The organism is Nocardioides sp. JS614, from assembly GCF_000015265.1.
In the GTDB taxonomy this organism is placed as follows: Bacteria; Actinomycetota; Actinomycetes; order Propionibacteriales; family Nocardioidaceae; genus Nocardioides.
The window spans coordinates 2,200,488-2,218,089 of record NC_008699.1; the positions used below are offsets into that span (position 1 = coordinate 2,200,488).

17 protein-coding genes are annotated in these 17,602 nt (G+C 74.3%); 14 read left to right on the forward strand and 3 right to left on the reverse strand.

Going from position 1 to position 17,602, the window contains the following annotated elements; genetic code table 11:
- Positions 1–3: 3 nt before the first annotated feature.
- The 3 genes from NOCA_RS11870 to NOCA_RS11880 are packed head-to-tail and all read right to left on the reverse strand — an operon-like array spanning position 4 to position 2,515.
- Entirely contained in the window at positions 4–642 is a 639-nt protein-coding gene (locus NOCA_RS11870) for a cation transporter (protein ID WP_011755511.1), read from the reverse strand.
- The gene (locus tag NOCA_RS11875) at positions 639–1,397 is read right to left on the reverse strand and encodes a polysaccharide deacetylase family protein (RefSeq protein WP_011755512.1); all 759 of its coding nucleotides are present in this window, start codon (positions 1,395–1,397) and stop codon (positions 639–641) included. The genes NOCA_RS11870 and NOCA_RS11875 overlap by 4 nt, the downstream gene beginning before the upstream one ends.
- The gene (locus NOCA_RS11880) at positions 1,394–2,515 is read right to left on the reverse strand and encodes an MGDG synthase family glycosyltransferase (RefSeq protein ID WP_011755513.1); all 1,122 of its coding nucleotides are present in this window, start codon (positions 2,513–2,515) and stop codon (positions 1,394–1,396) included. Before NOCA_RS11880 ends, NOCA_RS11875 begins: the two co-directional genes overlap by 4 nt.
- Before the next feature lie 120 nt (positions 2,516–2,635).
- Between NOCA_RS11880 and NOCA_RS11885 the strand changes: the two genes are divergently transcribed.
- From NOCA_RS11885 to NOCA_RS11950, 14 genes are all read left to right on the forward strand, one after another.
- Positions 2,636–3,250, forward strand: a complete 615-nt coding sequence (locus NOCA_RS11885; RefSeq protein ID WP_011755514.1) for a phosphatase PAP2 family protein — start codon at positions 2,636–2,638, stop codon at positions 3,248–3,250.
- Positions 3,247–3,966, forward strand: a complete 720-nt coding sequence (locus NOCA_RS11890; RefSeq protein ID WP_011755515.1) for a DedA family protein — start codon at positions 3,247–3,249, stop codon at positions 3,964–3,966. Before NOCA_RS11885 ends, NOCA_RS11890 begins: the two co-directional genes overlap by 4 nt.
- Entirely contained in the window at positions 3,905–5,455 is a 1,551-nt protein-coding gene (locus NOCA_RS11895; RefSeq protein WP_041546498.1) for a hypothetical protein, read from the forward strand. The genes NOCA_RS11890 and NOCA_RS11895 overlap by 62 nt, the downstream gene beginning before the upstream one ends.
- Complete coding sequence (locus NOCA_RS11900; RefSeq protein ID WP_011755517.1) at positions 5,452–6,138, forward strand: response regulator transcription factor; 687 nt, start codon at positions 5,452–5,454, stop codon at positions 6,136–6,138. The genes NOCA_RS11895 and NOCA_RS11900 overlap by 4 nt, the downstream gene beginning before the upstream one ends.
- Positions 6,135–7,580 carry a sensor histidine kinase gene (locus NOCA_RS11905; RefSeq protein WP_011755518.1) on the forward strand — a complete coding sequence of 482 codons (1,446 nt, stop codon included), beginning with the start codon at positions 6,135–6,137 and terminating at the stop codon, positions 7,578–7,580. The genes NOCA_RS11900 and NOCA_RS11905 overlap by 4 nt, the downstream gene beginning before the upstream one ends.
- A gap of 47 nt (positions 7,581–7,627) precedes the next feature.
- A complete protein-coding gene (locus tag NOCA_RS11910; RefSeq protein WP_041546499.1) occupies positions 7,628–8,668 on the forward strand; it encodes a phosphatase PAP2 family protein in 1,041 nt (346 codons plus the stop codon).
- 52 nt (positions 8,669–8,720) lie between these two features.
- On the forward strand, positions 8,721–10,937 hold the full coding sequence (locus tag NOCA_RS25775) for a glycosyltransferase (protein ID WP_049774324.1): 2,217 nt from the start codon (positions 8,721–8,723) through the stop codon (positions 10,935–10,937).
- Between the two features lie 10 nt (positions 10,938–10,947).
- Positions 10,948–11,730: a PIG-L family deacetylase gene (locus NOCA_RS11920; protein ID WP_011755521.1), complete on the forward strand. Its 783-nt coding sequence runs from the start codon at positions 10,948–10,950 to the stop codon at positions 11,728–11,730.
- A 251-nt stretch (positions 11,731–11,981) separates the two neighbouring features.
- Positions 11,982–12,629, forward strand: a complete 648-nt coding sequence (locus NOCA_RS11925; protein WP_011755522.1) for a CDP-alcohol phosphatidyltransferase family protein — start codon at positions 11,982–11,984, stop codon at positions 12,627–12,629.
- A 23-nt stretch (positions 12,630–12,652) separates the two neighbouring features.
- Entirely contained in the window at positions 12,653–13,927 is a 1,275-nt protein-coding gene (locus NOCA_RS11930; protein WP_011755523.1) for an ABC transporter substrate-binding protein, read from the forward strand.
- Positions 13,924–14,805, forward strand: coding sequence for an ABC transporter permease (locus NOCA_RS11935; RefSeq protein WP_011755524.1), 882 nt, complete (start codon positions 13,924–13,926; stop codon positions 14,803–14,805). Before NOCA_RS11930 ends, NOCA_RS11935 begins: the two co-directional genes overlap by 4 nt.
- Positions 14,802–15,617, forward strand: coding sequence for an ABC transporter permease (locus tag NOCA_RS11940; protein WP_011755525.1), 816 nt, complete (start codon positions 14,802–14,804; stop codon positions 15,615–15,617). The genes NOCA_RS11935 and NOCA_RS11940 overlap by 4 nt, the downstream gene beginning before the upstream one ends.
- Positions 15,614–16,702 (forward strand): ABC transporter ATP-binding protein, encoded by a 1,089-nt coding sequence (locus NOCA_RS11945; protein WP_011755526.1) that lies wholly within the window; start codon positions 15,614–15,616, stop codon positions 16,700–16,702. The genes NOCA_RS11940 and NOCA_RS11945 overlap by 4 nt, the downstream gene beginning before the upstream one ends.
- Positions 16,699–17,376 carry a TVP38/TMEM64 family protein gene (locus NOCA_RS11950; protein ID WP_011755527.1) on the forward strand — a complete coding sequence of 226 codons (678 nt, stop codon included), beginning with the start codon at positions 16,699–16,701 and terminating at the stop codon, positions 17,374–17,376. The genes NOCA_RS11945 and NOCA_RS11950 overlap by 4 nt, the downstream gene beginning before the upstream one ends.
- Positions 17,377–17,602 lie beyond the last annotated feature (226 nt).

Consider the following 17,602-nt stretch of genomic DNA (forward strand, 5'->3'; position numbering starts at 1 on the left):
CGGTCAGTCGATCTCCTCCCCGGCCAGGGCCTTCGAGGCCAGCCGCTCCTCCTCGCTGACCTCCCAGACCTCCCAGGCGGCGTGCGCGGCCAGCAGGATGATGAACGTGCCGAGGACCAGGTCCGGCCAGCCCGAGCCCGTCCAGGCGGTGACCAGGCCCATCGCGATGATCGCGACGTTCACCAGCACGTCGTTGCGGGCCGAGAGGAACGCGGCGCGGCTCAGCGAGCCTCCCGAGTGCCGGACGTTGACCAGCACCCAGGCGCTGGTCCCGTTGACCACGATGGCGCCGAGCGAGGCGAGCACCAGCGGCACCACCTCCGGGGCGACCGGGTCGCTGTACCGCTGGATCGCCGTCCACGCCGCGACCGAAGCCGGCCCGAGGATGATCAGCGCCATCGCCTTGCCGGCCAGGGCGCGCCGGGCCAGCGGCCAGCCGAGCGCGATGAAGATCAACAGGTTGATCGAGGTGTCCTCGAGGAAGTCGACGCTGTCGGCCAGCAGCGACACCGACCCCGCTGAGAGCGCGACCGTGAACTCGACGAAGAAGTAGGAGAAGTTCAGGCCGGCGACCACCAGCACGGCGCGCCGCAGCTGCCGCGCATCGAGGCGGGTCGGCTCGACCGGTTCGGGTGAGGTCACCCGGCAAACCTACCGACGGGGACGCGGCGTGCCGGCGCGGGTTCGCGCGAGATCCCGTGCTCGGCCAGCGGCCCCACGTCCGCCTCGGCGAGGGCGCCGGACAGCAGCAGGTCGGTGGCGGCCAGGGTCGGCCCCCAGTCGCCGCGGGCGTGCCGGTCGGTGTCGTGCAGGAGGACGGTCCCGCCGGGCCGCAGGGTCGCGAGCACCGTCGCGACGATCCGCTCCGGTGTGGTCCTCCGGATCCAGTCCCGGCCCCAGGCGCTCCACAGCACCGGGGTCAGGCCGAGCGTCCGGCAGGCGCGGATCGCGTCGCCCGTGAGGACGCCGTACGGCGGCCGGTACCACGTCGGCGAGACGCCGGTCGTGTCCTCGACCACGGTCCGAGCGGCCGCGAGCTGGTGCACCAGCCGGGTCGGCGGCACCAGCGCGACGCACCGGTGGGTCCAGCCGTGCACCGCGACCTCGTGGCCCTCGGCGACCATCCGCCGCAGGATCGCGGCGCTCGCCCGGACCTGCTCGCCGACCACGAAGAACGTGGCGCGCCGCCCGTGCCGGGCCAGTACGTCGAGGACGTGCGGCGTGCTCTCGGGGTCCGGACCGTCGTCGTAGGTGAGCGCGACGTGCAGGGACGGCCCGATGCCGCTCAGGAGGGGGAGCACCGGGCGGCGCAGCGGCCCGATGGCGGTGGCCGCCGGACCGGCCCACGCGCCCGCCGCTGACAGCGTCGCGAGCGTCGCGATCCGGGCGCCCCTCATGCGACGGCGACCGGCGTCGCGTCGGCGGCACCGGCCAGCACCGCGACGACCTCCGGGGCCTCGGCGGGGAGCCGGTCGGTGCGGACGGCGACGGCCGCCGCGCCCAGCAGGAGGGCCAGGTCGCCGGGGGTGCGCGCCCACGGCACCAGGCCGGCACGCGCCAGGTTGACGGAGCTCGCCGAGCCGTGCCCGGGCAGCGGCCGGTAGGTGATCACCGGCGTCCCGGACGCGAGGGCCTCGAGCGAGGTGAACCCGCCGGCGTTCTGGATGACGCAGGCGCTGGTGGCCATCAGGGCCGGGACGTCCTCACGCCAGCCGAGCGCGACGACGCCCGGGATCCGGTCGAGGCGGCGGCGCAGCCGGGTGTCGGTCCCGCACAGGACCACGGGAGTCGCGACGCCGGTGGCCAGGACATCACGGGCCGTGCGCTCAAGGTCGCCCATCCCGAGGGAGCCGCCGGTGACGAGTGCCCGGGGGCCGATGATCTCGAGCGCGGCGAGCGGGTCGCGGTGGTCGCGCCCCGCCTGGTAGCGCGCATCCCGCGGGACCAGGGGCCGGACGACGACGGTGGAGCCGCCCCAGCCGCGCGCCTCCTGGGCGGCGGCCTCGTGGATCGCGAGGTTGAGGTCGACGCCGGCATGGATCCACAGGGAATGGACCGACGCGTCGGTCAGGTAGGTCACGGCCGGGACCGAGAGCCGACCCGTGGCGCGTGCGCAGCCGAGCGCCTGCGCGCCGAACGGATGCGTGGTCAGCACCAGGTCACAGCCGCTGGTGGCGGCCGCGACCGGCTCGGCGGCGAGCTCGAGCAGTGCCGTGACGCGACGGTGCAGCCAGCGGTCCGGTGCCAACAGGCGAAGCGTCGTGCCCCACGACGCGGGATGGTGCCGGACCTGCGCGTAGTAGGCGGCTCGCAGCAGCGGGCCGAGCCGCCAGGGGAGCAGCTCTATGACGTCGTGGACCTCGACCTGGCACCCGGCGCCGGTCAGGTCGCGGGCGAGCTCGCGCGCCGCGGCGTCGTGACCGGCGCCGTAGCTGCCGGTGACGACGGCCACCCGTGGGCGCCTCCCGGGCGTCAGGTCGAGGACGGGCCCGATCGCTGCAGCTTCGCTGGTCATGGCGCGATCGTGGGCGCTGCCTCGTGAAGGGATCGTGAAGCGGGCGCCTTCATCCGGGGTTCATTCTCGGCTGCCTACCGTCCGGGGCGAGGCGGGGTCGTCCGCCCGCGAGGAGGGGCCGTGGGATCCGTGGTGTGGGCACAGCTGCAGGTGGACTGGTTCACCGACGTCAACCGGCTGTCGGCCGAGACCCCCTGGCTGCACGCGCCGATGCGGCTCTTCGCCGAGTACGGCGTCGTGCTGTTCGCTGCACTGCTCCTGCTGTCCTGGTGGCTGGCGCGGGGCGAGCGGGACCTGCCCCGGGTCGCCACCAGCCTCTGGGCGCCGGTCGGTGTGCTGGTGGCCGTCGGCGTCAACCAGCCGGTCTCGGGCGACATCGCGGAGCCGCGGCCCTCCACGGTCCTGCCGCACGCGCTGCTCCTGGTGTCCCGCAGCCAGGACTACTCCTTCCCCAGTGACCACGCCGTGATGGCCGGTGCGGTCGCGGTCGGCGTGCTGCTGGCCCACCGCAGGCTCGGGCTGCTCGCGATCGGGTTGGCCCTGCTGATGGCGTTCAGCCGGGTCTACGTCGGCGCGCACTTCCCGCTCGACGTGGTCGCCGGCCTGGCGCTCGGCGCCGTGGTCGCGGGGGCGTCGTACCTGCTCGCCCGCCCGGTCGTCCGACCCCTCGTCGCCTGGCTCGCGGACACTCCACTGCGTCCGCTCGTCAGCCTGCCGCCGGTGGCGACCCGATGACCGGCATCGTCGAGCACCTGCTCGCGCTGCCGGTCTGGCTCGGACTGCTGGTGGTCTTCGCGCTGCCGGCCCTGGAGTCCTCCGCGTTCGTCGGGTTCGTCTTCCCCGGCGAGATCGCGGTGCTGCTCGGCGGCGTGGCCGCCGGCCAGGGGCACCTGCCGCTCGCGGCGGTGCTCGGCGCGGCGATCGGCGGGGCGGCCGTGGGCGATGCCGTCGGCTACCTGGTCGGGCAGCGGTGGGGACGCCGGATCCTCGACTCGACGGTGGGTCGCCTGGTCCGGGCCGAGCACCTCGACCGCGCTGCGGATCTGCTCGCGCGCCGCGGCGGGCCGGCGGTCTTCATCGGCCGGTTCACGGTCGCCCTGCGGGTCCTGGTCCCGGGCCTGGCCGGGATGGCCCGGATGCCCTATCGGACGTTCGCCCTGTTCAACATCGCGGGCGCCGCGGCCTGGGCGAGCGCCGTCGCCCTCGCCGGGTACCTGGCGGGCAACAACTGGCACGTCGTCGAGCACGTCATCTCGGGCGTCGGGATCGGCCTGGCGGTCCTCATCGTCGCGGGCCTGCTCGGCGTGCACCTCGCGCGCCGGCGCGGGCTCGGCCGCCACCGGGTCCGCCTTCATCGGCCCTTCATCCGCCGCGGCCTACGGTCGCCGCGTGTCCAGCCCCGGGTCCGTCACCGCACCCCCGGTCGCCGAGCGAGGTCCTCGACCGGGTGAGCCCCGCACCGTCCTCGGGTGGAGCCGAGCCGGCGCCGCCGTCCTGCTCCTCGCCGCCGCTGCTGCGTTCGCTGCCTGGCTGCCGTTCCTGCACGTCCCGCTGACCGCCGACGAGAGCGGGTTCCTCCTTCTCGGCCAGCACTGGCACCCGGGCTCCTCCCTGTACGGCGACTACTGGGTGGACCGGCCCCCGCTGCTGCTGTGGCTGTTCTCCCTCGCCGGCCACGTCACCCCGGGCGGCGGGGTCGTCGTCGCGCCCGCGGTCAAGCTGATGGGCGCGACCGCCAGTGCGGTGTCGGTGCTGCTGGCCGGCGTCCTGGGCGGCCTGCTCGGCAACGGGCGGCTCTGGCCGCGGGTGGCCGCGCCCGCCGTGGCCCTGGCGCTGCTGTCCAGCCCGTTCTTCGGCATGCCCGAGACCGACGGCGAGGTGCTCGCCGTCCCGTTCGTGCTGCTGGGCGTGGTGCTGCTCCTGGCCGCCGTACGGGAGCCGCAGGGCGCGCACCGACGGCGCGGCCTCGCGCTGGCGGCGGGCGCCGGCGCCGCGGCCATGGCGGCGGCGCTGGTCAAGCAGAACGCCGTCGACGTCTTCGTGCTCGCGGCGGTCCTGCTGCTGACCCGGCACGGCCGGGCCCGGGCGCTGGCCGCGCGGGCGGCGGCGTTCGCCGGCGGCACCCTGGCCGTGCTGGCGGTGGCTCTCGCGGGCGCCGCCGTGCGCGGGACGACGCCGCGCGGGATCTGGGACGCGGTCTTCGTCTTCCGGCTGGAGGCGTCCGCGGTGATCGGGACGTCGTCCTCGCCGGCGACGCCCGAGCGGCTCCTGCACCTGGCCACGGTGTTCCTCGTCAGCGGCGGCGCGCCCCTGCTGGTGCTGCTCGTGCTCCTGGTCCTCACCGGCCGGGTCGGCCGGTCCTCGGGCCTGACCTGGCCGGCGCTGGCCCTGGTCGGCTGGGAGCTGGTGGGCGTCGCCCTGGGCGGCAGCTACTGGTGGCACTACCTCACCGGCCTGGTGCCCGGGCTGGTGCTGCTGGTCGTCCTCGCCGCGCCCGTGCGTGGTCGATCCCTGGTGACCGCCGTGCTGGCCTACGTCCTGATCGTCAACCCGTTGGCCTGGCTGCGCTGGAGCCAGCTGCCGAACGACGTGTCGTCGGACGAGCAGGTGGCGGCGTACCTGCGCATGCACGCGGAGCCCTCCGACGGCGTGGTCGTCGCGTTCGGCCACCCCGACATCGTGGCGGCCAGCGGCCTGAGCAGCCCCTACCCCTACCTGTGGAGCCTGCCCGTGCGGGTCCGCGACCCGCGGCTGCGCGGCCTCGAGGACATGCTGGCCGGGCCGGACGCGCCGCGCTGGGTCGTCGTCGACGGTGACAGCCTCGCGTCGTGGGGGCTGGACGCGCGGGCCGCGGAGGGGTACTTGGTACACCACTACGGTGAACAGCGGACGTACGGCGACTGGCACGTCTGGGAGCGAGAGGAAGGAGTGGGCCCGTGAGGATCCTGGTGGCCGAGGACGACGTCCGCCTCGCCGACGTCCTCGAGGAGTCCCTGGCCGAGGCCGGGTGGCAGGTCGAGGTGGCGCACGACGGCCGCTCGGCGTACGAGCGGCTGCTCTCCGACTCCAGCCTGGACGTGGCGCTGCTCGACTGGATGCTGCCGGGCCTGGACGGGGTGACCGTGGCCCGGCGGCTGCGCGACCTGGGCGTCGCGCTGCCGATCCTGATGCTCACGGCCCGTGGTGACGTCCGCGACCGGGTCAGCGGCCTGGACGCCGGCGCCGACGACTACCTGCCCAAGCCGTTCGACCTCGACGAGCTGCTGGCCCGGCTGCGCGCGCTCTACCGCCGCGGCAGCCTGGTGGGCGAGGCGCCCGTGCAGCTCGGCGACCTGGTCGTGGACCCGGTCGCCCGCCGGGTCACCCGCGGCGGCGTCGAGATCGTGCTGTCCGCGCGCGAGTTCGACATCTTGCACCTCCTGGTCTCGCACGCGGGGCGCGTGGTGAGCCGGCTGATGATCCTCGACGAGGTGTGGGACGGCGAGACCGACCTGCGCAGCAACGTGATCGACGTGCACCTCGCCGCGATCCGGGCCAAGATCGACAAGCCGTTCGGTACCGAGACCATCACGACGCTGCGCGGCGTCGGCTACCGCGTCGACCCGACCCCGGCGGTGCGATGACGTCGCTGCGGGGCCGGGTGTCCCGGCTGCCGCTGCGGATCCGCCTGGTCGCGGGCTTCTCCGCGGCCATGTTCGTCGTGCTCCTCGCCGCCGGCACCTTCGTCTACTGGCGGGTGGGCTACGCCCTGGACCGCGGCCTGGACACCGAGCTCGCGCAGGCCACCCGCTCCCTGACCCCGCTGGTCGGGGCCGACGGCCGGGTGACCGACCGGTCCGCCGCGGACGCCACCGGCGTCGCCTGGCAGGTGCTGGAGTCCAAGGGCACCATCTTGGACCGTGGGGGCGTCCGGGCGCCCACGGGCATGGTCGGAGCCCACCAACTCGAGCGGATCGCCGGGAGTCACCGGACCTTCAACGTCGGCGACTTCCTGCCGGTCTCCGACGACCCCTACCGGCTCCGCGTCACCCGGCTCGACGACGGCAGCGGCCACTACCTGCTGGTCGCCGTCCGCCGTGACCACCGCGACGAGGCGCTGCGCGAGCTTCTGGCCCAGCTGGTCCTCGCGGGCCTCGGTGCGCTCGTGGTGACCGCGTTCGTGGGGGAGCGGCTCGCGCGCGCCGCCCTGCGCCCCGTGGAGCGCTACCGCCGCCGGGCCGCCGCGATCGCCGCGGGCGCCCTCGACCTGCGCCTCGACGTGTCGGTCTCCCGTGACGACGAGGTCACCCGGCTGGGGCACACCCTCAACGACATGCTGACCTCCCTGGAGCGGGCGCTGGACCGGGAGCGCCAGTTCGTCAACGAGGCCAGCCACGAGCTGCGCACCCCGATCACGCTGCTCACCAGCCGGGTCCAGCTCGCCCGCCGCCGACCGCGCACCCAGCAGGAGCACGAACGGGTCCTCGAGGAGCTCCAGGTCGACCTGGACCGGCTGGCCCGGCTCGCGGAGCAGCTGCTCGAGCTCGGGGGTGCCACCGGCCGGAGCGGTCACGAGACGTGCGACCTGGCGGCGGTCACCGCCCGCGTGGTCAACCAGCGCCGGCTCGCCGCGCCGGGCGAGGCGGCCCACACCTCGACCGAGATCCCCGGTGAGCCGGTGCCGGTCGCGGTGGCCGACTTCGAGGTCGAGCGGATGCTGACCAACCTCCTCGACAACGCGGCCCTCCACGGGGCCGCGCCGTACGTCGTCACCGTCGACCGGCCGGACCCGCGCTGGGGGCGGCTGCTGGTCGCCGACGCCGGTCCGGGACTCGCGCCCGAGATCCTCGACACGGCGACCCGGCGGTTCGTCCGGTCCGAGGAGGCGCGCAGCCGTCCCGGCTCGGGTCTCGGCCTGGCGCTGGTCCAGGCGATGGTCGCCCAGGCGGGCGGCGAGCTGCGGCTGTGCCATGGCGGCCACCACGCCTCGCACGGTGGCGGCCGCGCACCGGTCGCCTGCACCCACGGCCCCGAGATGACCGTCAGCATCCTGCTCCCGACCGAGGCCGCCGCGAACACCGAGTGAGCTGCGGCTTCACCTCCACTTCATGTTCCGGGGCCTAGGTTCCCGCCGTGCCCGAGGAGACGACCAGCGTGCAGGAGCCGGCCGCACCGCCGACCGGGCCGACCGCCGGCGGGCTCGACGCCACCTGGGTCACGGCCGGACGGCTGTGGCTCGTGGTGGTCTGCTTCGTCGGTGTCGGCCTGGTGCGGTCGATCCAGGTGGGGATCCCCTTCCGTGACCCGCACGGGGCGTTCCTGCTCAGCAGGGTCACGCTCACCGCCGCCATCTCCCTCGGGCTGGTGGCCCTCGACGGGCTGGTCCGTGCCGGCTGGCCCGTCGGGGTACGCCGCGTGCTCCTCGTCGTCCGGGACCGCTGGACGCCCCGGCGTACCGCCCTCGCGGCCGCGGCGCTGCTCGCCTACCACCTGACCTACTTCACCTACCACAACCTGAAGAGCTGGAACTCCTTCAACCGGCCGCGCGACGCGATGCTGCTGGGGTGGGACCGGTGGCTGTTCCTCGGCCACGACCCGGCGGTGTTGCTGCACGACCTGCTCGGCCAGCACCTGGCCGCGTGGGTGTTGATGGCGTGGTACGAGACGTTCCCGACGCTGGTGGTGGTGGCGTTCCCGGCCGCCGTCGTCCTGGCGCCGCGGCTGCGCGACGCCTTCGTGGGCATCACGGCCCTGGTGTGGGTGTGGATCCTCGGGACGGCGTCGTACTACGCGATCCCGTCGCTCGGCCCGTTCCACGCAGCGCCGCAGGACTTCGCCGGGCTGCCGCACATGATGATCCAGGACACCCAGGCCCGCTATCTCGCCGACCGTGCGCACCTGCTCGCCGATCCCGCGGCGGCCGGCGCCTTCGCCCAGGTCGCGGCGTTCGCCAGCCTGCACGTCGGCGTCACCGCGGTCATCCTCGGCATCGCCTGGTGGCACCGGCTCCGCCGGACCACGGCCGTCCTCGCGGTCTTCCTGGCAGGGACCCTGGTCGCCACGGTCTACCTCGGCTGGCACTTCGCCGTGGACGACCTCGCCGGGCTCGCCCTCGCGGCCGCGTCGTGGTGGCTCGCGCCGCGGACCGTCGGCGTCCGACGCCGCCCCTCCTGAGCGGCCGCGGCGCTTCATGAAGGCTTCATCCGGTGCGGCCTACGGTCCCGGCATGCACGCGGTCGCCGGCCAGCCCATCGAGGCCCGGTCCCTGGCGCGGACCTGGCGCCGGCTCCGCTTCGTCGGCTCCTGGGCACTCGCGCTCGGCCTGGTCGCGGTCGGGATCCCGCAGGCGGTCGACGTGTCCTGGCACGGCGTGCTGCCGGTGCTCCGGTCGCTGCACTGGCCGGCCGTCCTCGGCCTGGTGGTGCTGTGGTTCCTCGGCCTGGTCGTGCACTCCAGCGTGCTGACCGCCGCGGCGCCCAGCCTCACCCACCGCCGGGCACTGGCGCTGAACCTGACCGGCAGCGCCGTCGCGAACGTCGTCCCGCTCGGCGGGGCGGCCGGCGTCGAGCTGAACCGCCGGATGATGCGTGCCTGGGGCATCGACGGGCGCCGGTTCGCCGGCTACACCTTCCTCACCAACCTCGTCGACATCGGCGCCAAGCTGGTGCTGCCCGTGATCGCCGTCGTCGCGCTGGCGCACGCGGGCGAGTCGGTGACCGCGTCCCTGCGATACACCGCGGTGCTGGCCGGCCTGGCGTTCGTCGGCCTCGCCGCCTGCGCCGCGGCGGTGCTGGCCAGCCCCCGCTGCACGGTCGGCGTGGGCCGGGCCGTCGAGTGGGTCGCGCGACCGGTGCTGCGCGTGCTGCGACGCACCACCGACCTCGACGTGGCCGGGCCGCTGCTCGACGTACGCCGGGAGTGTGCGCAGGTCGTCTCCCGCGGCTGGCTGCGGATGTCGCTGGGCATGGGCGGGTACGTCGCGCTCCAGGGCCTCCTGCTCGGGCTGTGCCTGCACGTGACCCACAGCGGCGTCACCTGGACCGAGGTCCTCGCCGGCTTCGCCCTGGAGCGCACGCTGACGGTGCTGCCGGTGACCCCCGGCGGCGTCGGCATCGCCGACGTCGGCCTGGTCGGCATCCTGATGGCGCTCGGCGGCGACCCGGCCGGCGCTGCGGCCGGCGCGGTGCTCTACCGCGGCTTCGTCTTCGCCCTCGAGATCCCGGTGGGCGGTGGCACCCTGGGCGTCTGGCTGCTCGGCCGGCGCCGGGCCGCCCGGCGGGTGCAGCACCCGGCGCGGATCGTGGGGGCCGATCCGCGCCGGGTCGCGCACGTGACCGACGTGTTCCTGCCGCGGCTGGGCGGGATCGAGACCCACGTCGACGACCTGGTCCGGCACCAGCGCGCGCGGGGCGTCGACGCCGTCGTGCTCACGCCGACCGCGTCGGCGGGCCGCGACCCGGAATGGGTGCACCGCCTGCCGGCCGCCGCGGCCCGCCGGTTCGCCACCGAGTACGACGCGGTGCACGTCCACGTGTCGATGCTCTCGCCGTACGGCCTCGGGGTGGCGCGGGCGGCGCTCGCCGCCGGGGTGCCCACGCTGGTGACCGTGCACTCGATGTGGGCGGGCGTGGGCGGCCTGCTCCGGCTCGCGGCCCTCGCGCGGCTGCGGCGCTGGCCGGTCGTCTGGTCCGCGGTCAGCGGCGCCGCCGCCGAGACCTTCCGCGGCTCCCTGCACGGCGGCGACGTCGCCGTGCTCCCGAACGCGATCGACGTCGAGCAGTGGCGCCGGTCGCCGGCGCCGCCCCGCCCGGCGCGCCCGCAGGGGCCGGGCGAGGAGGCGCCGATCACGCTGGTGAGCGTGATGCGGCTGATGCCTCGCAAGCGACCGCTGCCGCTGATCCGCACGTTCGAGCAGGTGCGCGCGCTCGTCCCGGGCAGGGACGTCCGGCTGCTCGTCGTCGGCGACGGCCCGCTGCGCGGTCGGGTGGAGCGCTACGTCCGGCGCCGCGGGCTGGTCGGGTGCGTGCGGGTCACCGGGCGGATCCCACGGTCGGAGGTGCTCGGCCACCTGCTCTCCGCTTCCGTGTACGTCGCCCCCGCCCCGAAGGAGTCGTTCGGCCTGGCCGCGCTCGAGGCGCGGTGCGCCGGCCTCCCGGTGGTGGCGAACCGCCGCAGCGGGGTCGGCGAGTTCATCCGCGACCGGGTGGACGGCATCCTGGTCGCCGACGACGCCGAGATGGTCGTGGCGCTGGCCGACCTGGTCCTCGACCCCGGGCTCCGCGAGCGGATCGCCGAGCACAACCGGCGGGTGGCCCCGGCCTTCGACTGGTCCGACGCCCTCGACCGGACCGAGGCGCTGTACCGGCTCGCCGGCGAGCGGCTGGCCGCGCCGGCCCGCACCGCCGAGCCGCTCGTCCCGGCGCTGCTCGAGGCCCAGGCCTAGGCTCGAGCCGATGGCCACGGTCGTGTCCTTCCACGCCCACCCCGACGACGAGGCGCTGCTCACCGGCGGCTGGCTCGCCCAGCGGGCCGCGGCCGGGGACCGCGTGGTGCTGGTGTTCGCCACCGACGGGGGAGCGGGACTGACCTCCGCAGCGGGCCCGGTCGGCACCCTCGGCGTACGCCGTCGGGCCGAGGCGTACGCCGCCGCCCGCGCCCTCGGCGCTGCCGCCGTCGTCTGGCTCGGGTACGCCGACTCCGGGATGGCCGACGCCCCGAGCGGCCTGGTCGACCGGTTCGCGGACGCGCCGCTCGCCGACGCCGCCCGGCGGCTGGCCGCGGTCCTCGACGAGGAGGACGCCGACGTCCTGACCGGCTACGACGCGAACGGCGGGTACGGCCACCCGGACCACGTCCAGGTGCACCACGTCGCCCGCGCCGCGCAGGCCCTGGCCGCTCGGCCGCCGTACCTGCTGGAGGCCACCCGGGACCGGACCTGGCTGGCCCGCGGGATCGCCCTGCTCCGCCCGTTCGCCCGGGCGCTCCCGGGCCTCACCCTGCCGGGCCGCGACATCTACTCGGCGCGCCCCCGGGTGTCGTTGCGGGTCGACGTCCGCGACCAGCTCCCCGCGAAGCGCGCCGCCCTGGCCGCCCACACGTCCCAGGCCACCGGCGGCGTCCGCACCCTCGCGGTGCTGCGGCTCCTGCCGACCTGGCTCGCCCGCCGGGTGCTCGGCACCGAGTGGTTCATCGAGGTGCCTGGTCGGGCGGCCGGTGCGCCGGCGTCGAGCCCCTGACCGGGGCCTCATCCCTGCAAGTGACCTCTGTGTGCGCGGTTACAGAGCCGATCCTCAGGTGGGGGCAGGGTGGTGTCGACGGGCGGACTCGCCCCGAGTGTCCCCAGGTAGGGGCGGTACTTCCCTAGGAGAACAGGTGACCGGAACGTCATCCCACGGGCACCGCTCGGTGGCATTCGTCCGATGCAGTGCCCACGCCTGCCAGGAGTACGCGGCACCGTGGGCGCTCGTACTGGCTACGGTGGCCGATCATGCTTGACGCTCGGGTCCGTCGCGTCATCGCGCCGAGCCTCGACACGATCGCGGCCGGTCTCGACCGAGCCGGCGTCAAGCCGATGTGGCTCACCGTCGGGGGCCTCGGCGCAGGGCTGGGCGCGTGTGCTGCGGTGGCGACGGGCCAGTGGAGCGTCGGCCTGGTGTTGTGGCTGGTCAACAGGGTGTTGGACGGCTTGGACGGCCCCGTCGCCCGGAGGAACGGGGCCACCGAGCTCGGCGGCTTCCTGGACATCGTCTTCGACTTCACGGTGTACGGCGGCTTCGTGGTGGCGGTCGCTGTCGCGGTCCCGGAAGCGCGCTTTGCGGCACTGAGCCTGATGCTGGCCTACTACATCTCGGGGACCGCCCTGCTGTCGTTGTCCTCGCTGTTGGAGAAGCGTCGCATCGACGCAGGCCACGACGGCCGCTCGATCAGGTTCACCGGAGGCTTGGCCGAAGGCACCGAGACCGTTCTCGTCTACGTGCTCATCGCGCTGCTACCCGGTCGCGCCGAGACCGTGCTCTGGATCTTCACCATCGTGGTCACCCTCACCGCCGTGCAGCGCATCGCCTCGGGCATCCGGCTCCTCACGCTGACGGAGAGCACGGCGCCGGCCCCTGCTGGCGTCCCATCCCACCGCTGACACCGGACAAGGAGAACACCCCGATGCCAGGAATCACATTGCGGCCGAGCCGGCCCGTCCCGGCGCGCCGATCCCTGCGCTGGGCCGCCGTCGCAGCCGCCGCGACGTTGGGCCTGGCCGCCTGCGGCAACGGCGCCGCGTCGACGGCGCCGTCGGCGGGGGTGGACGCCACGGACTGGAGAAGCGTGGTGACGGCGGCCGACGGCCAGACCGTCAACTGGTACATGTGGGGCGGCGACTCCACTCTCAACGACTTCGTCAACGGGTACCTCTCCGACCAGCTCGCCAAGCAGGGCGTCACGCTGAACCAGGTCCCGATCGACGACACGGTGCAGGCCATCGACACCGTTCTCGGCGAGACCCAGGCCGGACGGGACGAGGGTTCGGTCGACCTCGTCTGGGTCAACGGCGAGAACTTCGCCACCGGCAAGCAGGCCGACCTGTGGTGGTGCCACTGGCCCTCCCAGCTGCCCAGTGCCAGCTTCGTCGACTTCACCGACGACGCGGTGACCCACGACTTCGGCGCGCCGGTCGAGGACTGCGAGGCTGCCTGGCAGCGAGCCGACTCCGCGCTCGTGTACCGGTCCGACCGGATCCGCGCCGCCGACGTGGCCTCGATCAGCGCGCTGTTCGACTGGGCCGCCGCTCATCCCGGAAGGTTCACCTACCCCGCGCCGCCGGACTTCACGGGCTCGATGGCGGTGCGCACGATCCTCTACGACACGATCGGGGGACCGGACAGTCTCCTCGGGGTGTTCGACGAGGACAAGTACGCGAGCGCGGCGCCGCAGCTGTGGCGGCGCCTGGACGACCTGCGTCCTTCACTGTGGCGGCAGGGGACGACCTATCCCCAGAGCCAGGCGCAGGTCGAGCAGATGTACGCAGACGGCGAGATCGACGCCTACTTCACCTACGGACCCGGAGCGATCGGGGACAAGGTCGCCAAGGGGATCTACCCCGCCGCGACCCGCGAGGCGGTTCCCTCGGTCGGCAACATCGGCAACGTCAGCTTCGTGGCCATCCCGAAGAACGCTGCGCACCCGGCTGCCGCGCTGGTGCTCGCCAATCTCCTGCAGGATCCGCAGACCCAGCTCGAGCTCTACCGCGCCACCGGGGCCTACCCCGCCGTCGACCTGGACAAGGTGCCCCCCGCCGTCCGGGCGGACTTCGCGGCCGTGCCGTCGAGTGAAGCGGTGCTGCCGCTGGACGAGCTGAGCGCCCGCGGGCAGCCCGAGCTGGCCAGCGACTACGTCACCAGGCTGGAGCGGGACTGGAAGACCGAGGTGCTGCAGAGGTGAGCTCCCAGGTCGGCAGGACCGCCCTGGCGATCCGGCTCCTTCCGGCGCTCGCGGTCATCACGGTCTTCCTCGGCGCGGGCATGTGGTTCGCCGTCGCCCAGAGCCTGGGCTACCAGCCCTACCTGCCGACGGTCCGCGGCGAGGGGCTGACGCTCGCGGCGTACGTCGACCTCCTCCACGACCCGGCCGTGGGGCCCGCCATCGCGCTGACCTTGCGGGTGGCCGTCGCCTCGACGTTCACGGCAGCCGTCCTGGGCACCGGTCTGGCCCTGCTGATCTACCGCCTGGGGCGGGGCCGGGTCTGGGCGGCCCGGCTGGTGCAGGTCAACCTCGCGACCCCTCACGTCGTCGGCGCACTGGCCATGCTGCTGCTGCTGTCTCAGACCGGGCTGGTGTCGCGCCTGTCCCACTCCGTGGGGATCGTCGGTTCGCCGGCGGGCTTTCCCGAGCTCACGTCCGATCGGCTGGGCCTCGGGATCGCCCTCGAATACGTCTGGAAGGAGACCCCGTTCATCTCCCTGCTGGTGCTGGCCGCCCTGGGCCGGGCGTCGGACGAGCTCGGCCGCGCCGCACGGGTGCTCGGCGCGCGACGCTGGCAGCGATTCCGGCACGTCACCCTCCCCGTGATCGCGCCCTCGCTGATGGCGGGCACGGTGCTGGTGTTCGCGTTCGCCGCCGGCTCCTACGAGGTGCCGCGTCTGCTCGGCCGCCCCTACCCGGCCACCGTCTCGGCGCTCGCCTACGAGTACTACACCGACGCCGACCTGGCCGCGCGTCCGCAAGCCATGGCGCTTGCCATGGTCGCGACGGTGATCAGCGTGGCGGGTGCGGCGGGGTACGTCTTGCTGTTCACCCGCCTCGTGCGGAGACCACTGTGACCACCGCCTCGCCATGGCGGGGTCGCGTCTGGGTGCTGGGAGCGGTCGTGCTGCTCTGGGCGCCCTTCCTCCCGCTGCTGCTCCGGGCCGTCGCCGCGAACTCGCCCTATCCCGAGGTCGTCCCGTCCACGTTCACCGGGCGCGGGCTGGTGCAGGCCTTCGCCCCCTCCGGGCGGGTGCTCGAGGGGCTGGTGCTCTCCGTGCTGACGGCGAGCGTGGTGGCCGTCCTGGCGTGCGCCGTCGCCTGGCCGGCCGGTCGCGCCCTGGGGCAGCACCGGTTCCGTGGCCGGGGCTTCATCAAACTGCTGCTGCTCGCGCCGGTCGTCGTGCCACCGATGGCCGCGACCATGGGTCTGCAGGTCTTCTTCATCCGCCTCGGTCTCGCCCACACCCCGTTCGGCGTGGCGCTGGTGCAGCTGGTCCCGGCGCTTCCCTACGCGATCTTCGTCCTCGAGGCGGGCTTCGCGAACTTCGACCGCTCCTACGAGCGGCAGGCCCGAGCGCTCGGCGCCCGACGGCTGCGCCGCTGGTGGTCACTGACGCTCCCGCTGATGCTGCCCTGGCTGGTCGCTGCCGCCGTGCTCGCCTTCCTCGTCTCCTGGAGCGACTACACGCTGACCCTGCTGGTGGGTGGGGGACAGGTGCAGACCCTGCCGATCCTGCTGTTCGCCGCTGTGGGTTCGTCCGACACGACCCTGGCTGCGTCGCTGGCGCTGCTGGTGATGCTGCCGCCGATCGTGCTGACCGCTGCCGCGGCCAGGCAGCTGTCCGGGGGGGCTCCTGCCGAGATCGCGATCGGAGGTCTGGGATGACCGGCGCGGTGATCGGCGCCCGGGTGCGCCTGGCCGGCCTGTCGAAGACGTACGACGGCGTGTGCGCCGTCGAGCAGGCGGACCTCGAGCTCGCACCGGGCTCGTTCACCGCGCTGCTCGGACCCTCGGGCTGCGGCAAGAGCACGCTGCTGGCGATGGTGGCCGGGCTGGAGCGGCCCGACGCGGGTGAGGTCATCCTCGATGGTGCGCAGGTCACCGCCGCGCCGGCGGAGTCCCGGCCGATCGGGCTGGTGTTCCAGAAGCCGCTGCTGTTCCCGCACCTCACCGCCGTGGACAACGTCGCCTTCGGGCTGCGGATGCGCCGCGTCCCCCGGCGCCGAGCACGTCAGCTGGCTCACGAGATGCTCGAGCGCGTTCAGCTCCGCGATCTCGGCCACCGCCGCGTGGGCGAGCTCTCCGGCGGACAGGAACAGCGGGTAGCTCTTTCGCGCGCGCTGGTGCTGGAACCGCGGCTGCTCCTGCTCGACGAGCCGTTCTCCCAGCTCGACGCGGTCCTGCGCGAGCAGATGCGGGCGATGGTGCGGGAGCTGGCCAGCGAGCTCAAACTCACCACGCTGTTCGTCACCCACGACCGGGCCGAGGCGCTCGACGTGGCTGACGAGATCGCGCTGATGCTCGACGGGCGGGTCGCCGGGCAGGCGCTGCCGGAGGTCTTCTACACACGTCCGCCCAGCCTGGCCGCGGCCAGGTTCTTCGGCGTGACCAACGAGCTGACCGGCCGCGTGGAGGCCGGGGTCTTCCGGGCGCCGGGCGTCCGCGGTGGGCTGGCGGTCGACGACTCGACACCGGGGGGCCCCGCGGTGCTCGTCGTGAGGCCCGAGCGGCTGCGGATCACCTCGGGCCCGGCACCCGATCGGGCTGTGGCCTCGAGGGGCGTCACGACGACGGGGATGGTGCTCGGGACTCGGTTCGCGGGTACTCACCAATTGGTGGACGTGCAGACCGACAGCGGAGCCGCGCTGGTCGCGCACCACCCGGTCGAGCTGCCCGTACTGGCGGGGAGCACGGTGACGATCGGGCTCGACCCCGGCGCCGGCTCCGTCTTCGCGGTGGGCCCCGGGTGAGCAGGGGCGTTTGGCTGCGCCTCGGGCTGCTCGTCAGCCTGATCGGGCTGCTGGCGGCGGCGACACTCCTGACCGACGCGCCGACCATGAGCCAGATCCATGATTGGACGGATGCGGCCGGTTGGGCGGGGGTGTTCGTCTTCGTGCTGGTCTACGTCGTCTTCGCGCTGATCCCGGTCCCGAAGGCGGTGCTCACCTTGGCCGCGGGGGCTCTCTACGGTGTGCCCCTGGGCGCCGCCCTCGCCCTGGTCGGCGCGACCACGGGGGCAGGCGTGGCCTTCGGCGCGGCTCGGCTCCTGGGCCGGGACGCGGTGACTCGGCTCGAGGGACGACGGCTGGCCTGGCTCGACGACGTGCTCGCGCGCCGCGGCTTCCTGGCGGTCCTGGGGCTGCGGCTGGTGCCGCTGGTGCCCTACACCGTCCTGAACTACGGCGCGGGCGTGACCGGGGTCCGCTGGCGGTCCTACCTGCTCGCCACGATCCTCGGCATGAGCCCCGGCGCGACGCTCTACGCGACCCTGGGCGCACATAGCGACGAGCCCGCGTCCTGGCCGTTCGTCCTGGCGGGCGCGGGGCTGGCGGTGCTCTCCGTGCTCACCGCTGGGGTGGCCTGGTGGCGGCCACGGAGGGGAACGACGAGTGGAGCCGCCGTCGCTCCGGCGGACCGCGAGTGACCCGGCGCGACCGTACGCCCGCCGCGGGCCGGGCGTCCGACCGGGCCACCACGTCCGAGGAGATTCCCATCCAGCAGAGCGTCACCGTGTCCGTCGACCTCGTCCGCTCCGACTCGTTCGGCCGGCCGGTGCGTCTGGGGGACGTCCTGGCGGGTCATCATCGGGCGACCGTCGTCGGAGGATCGGCGGACTACCAGGCTCGCTGGCTGTGCGAGGAGAAGGGCGT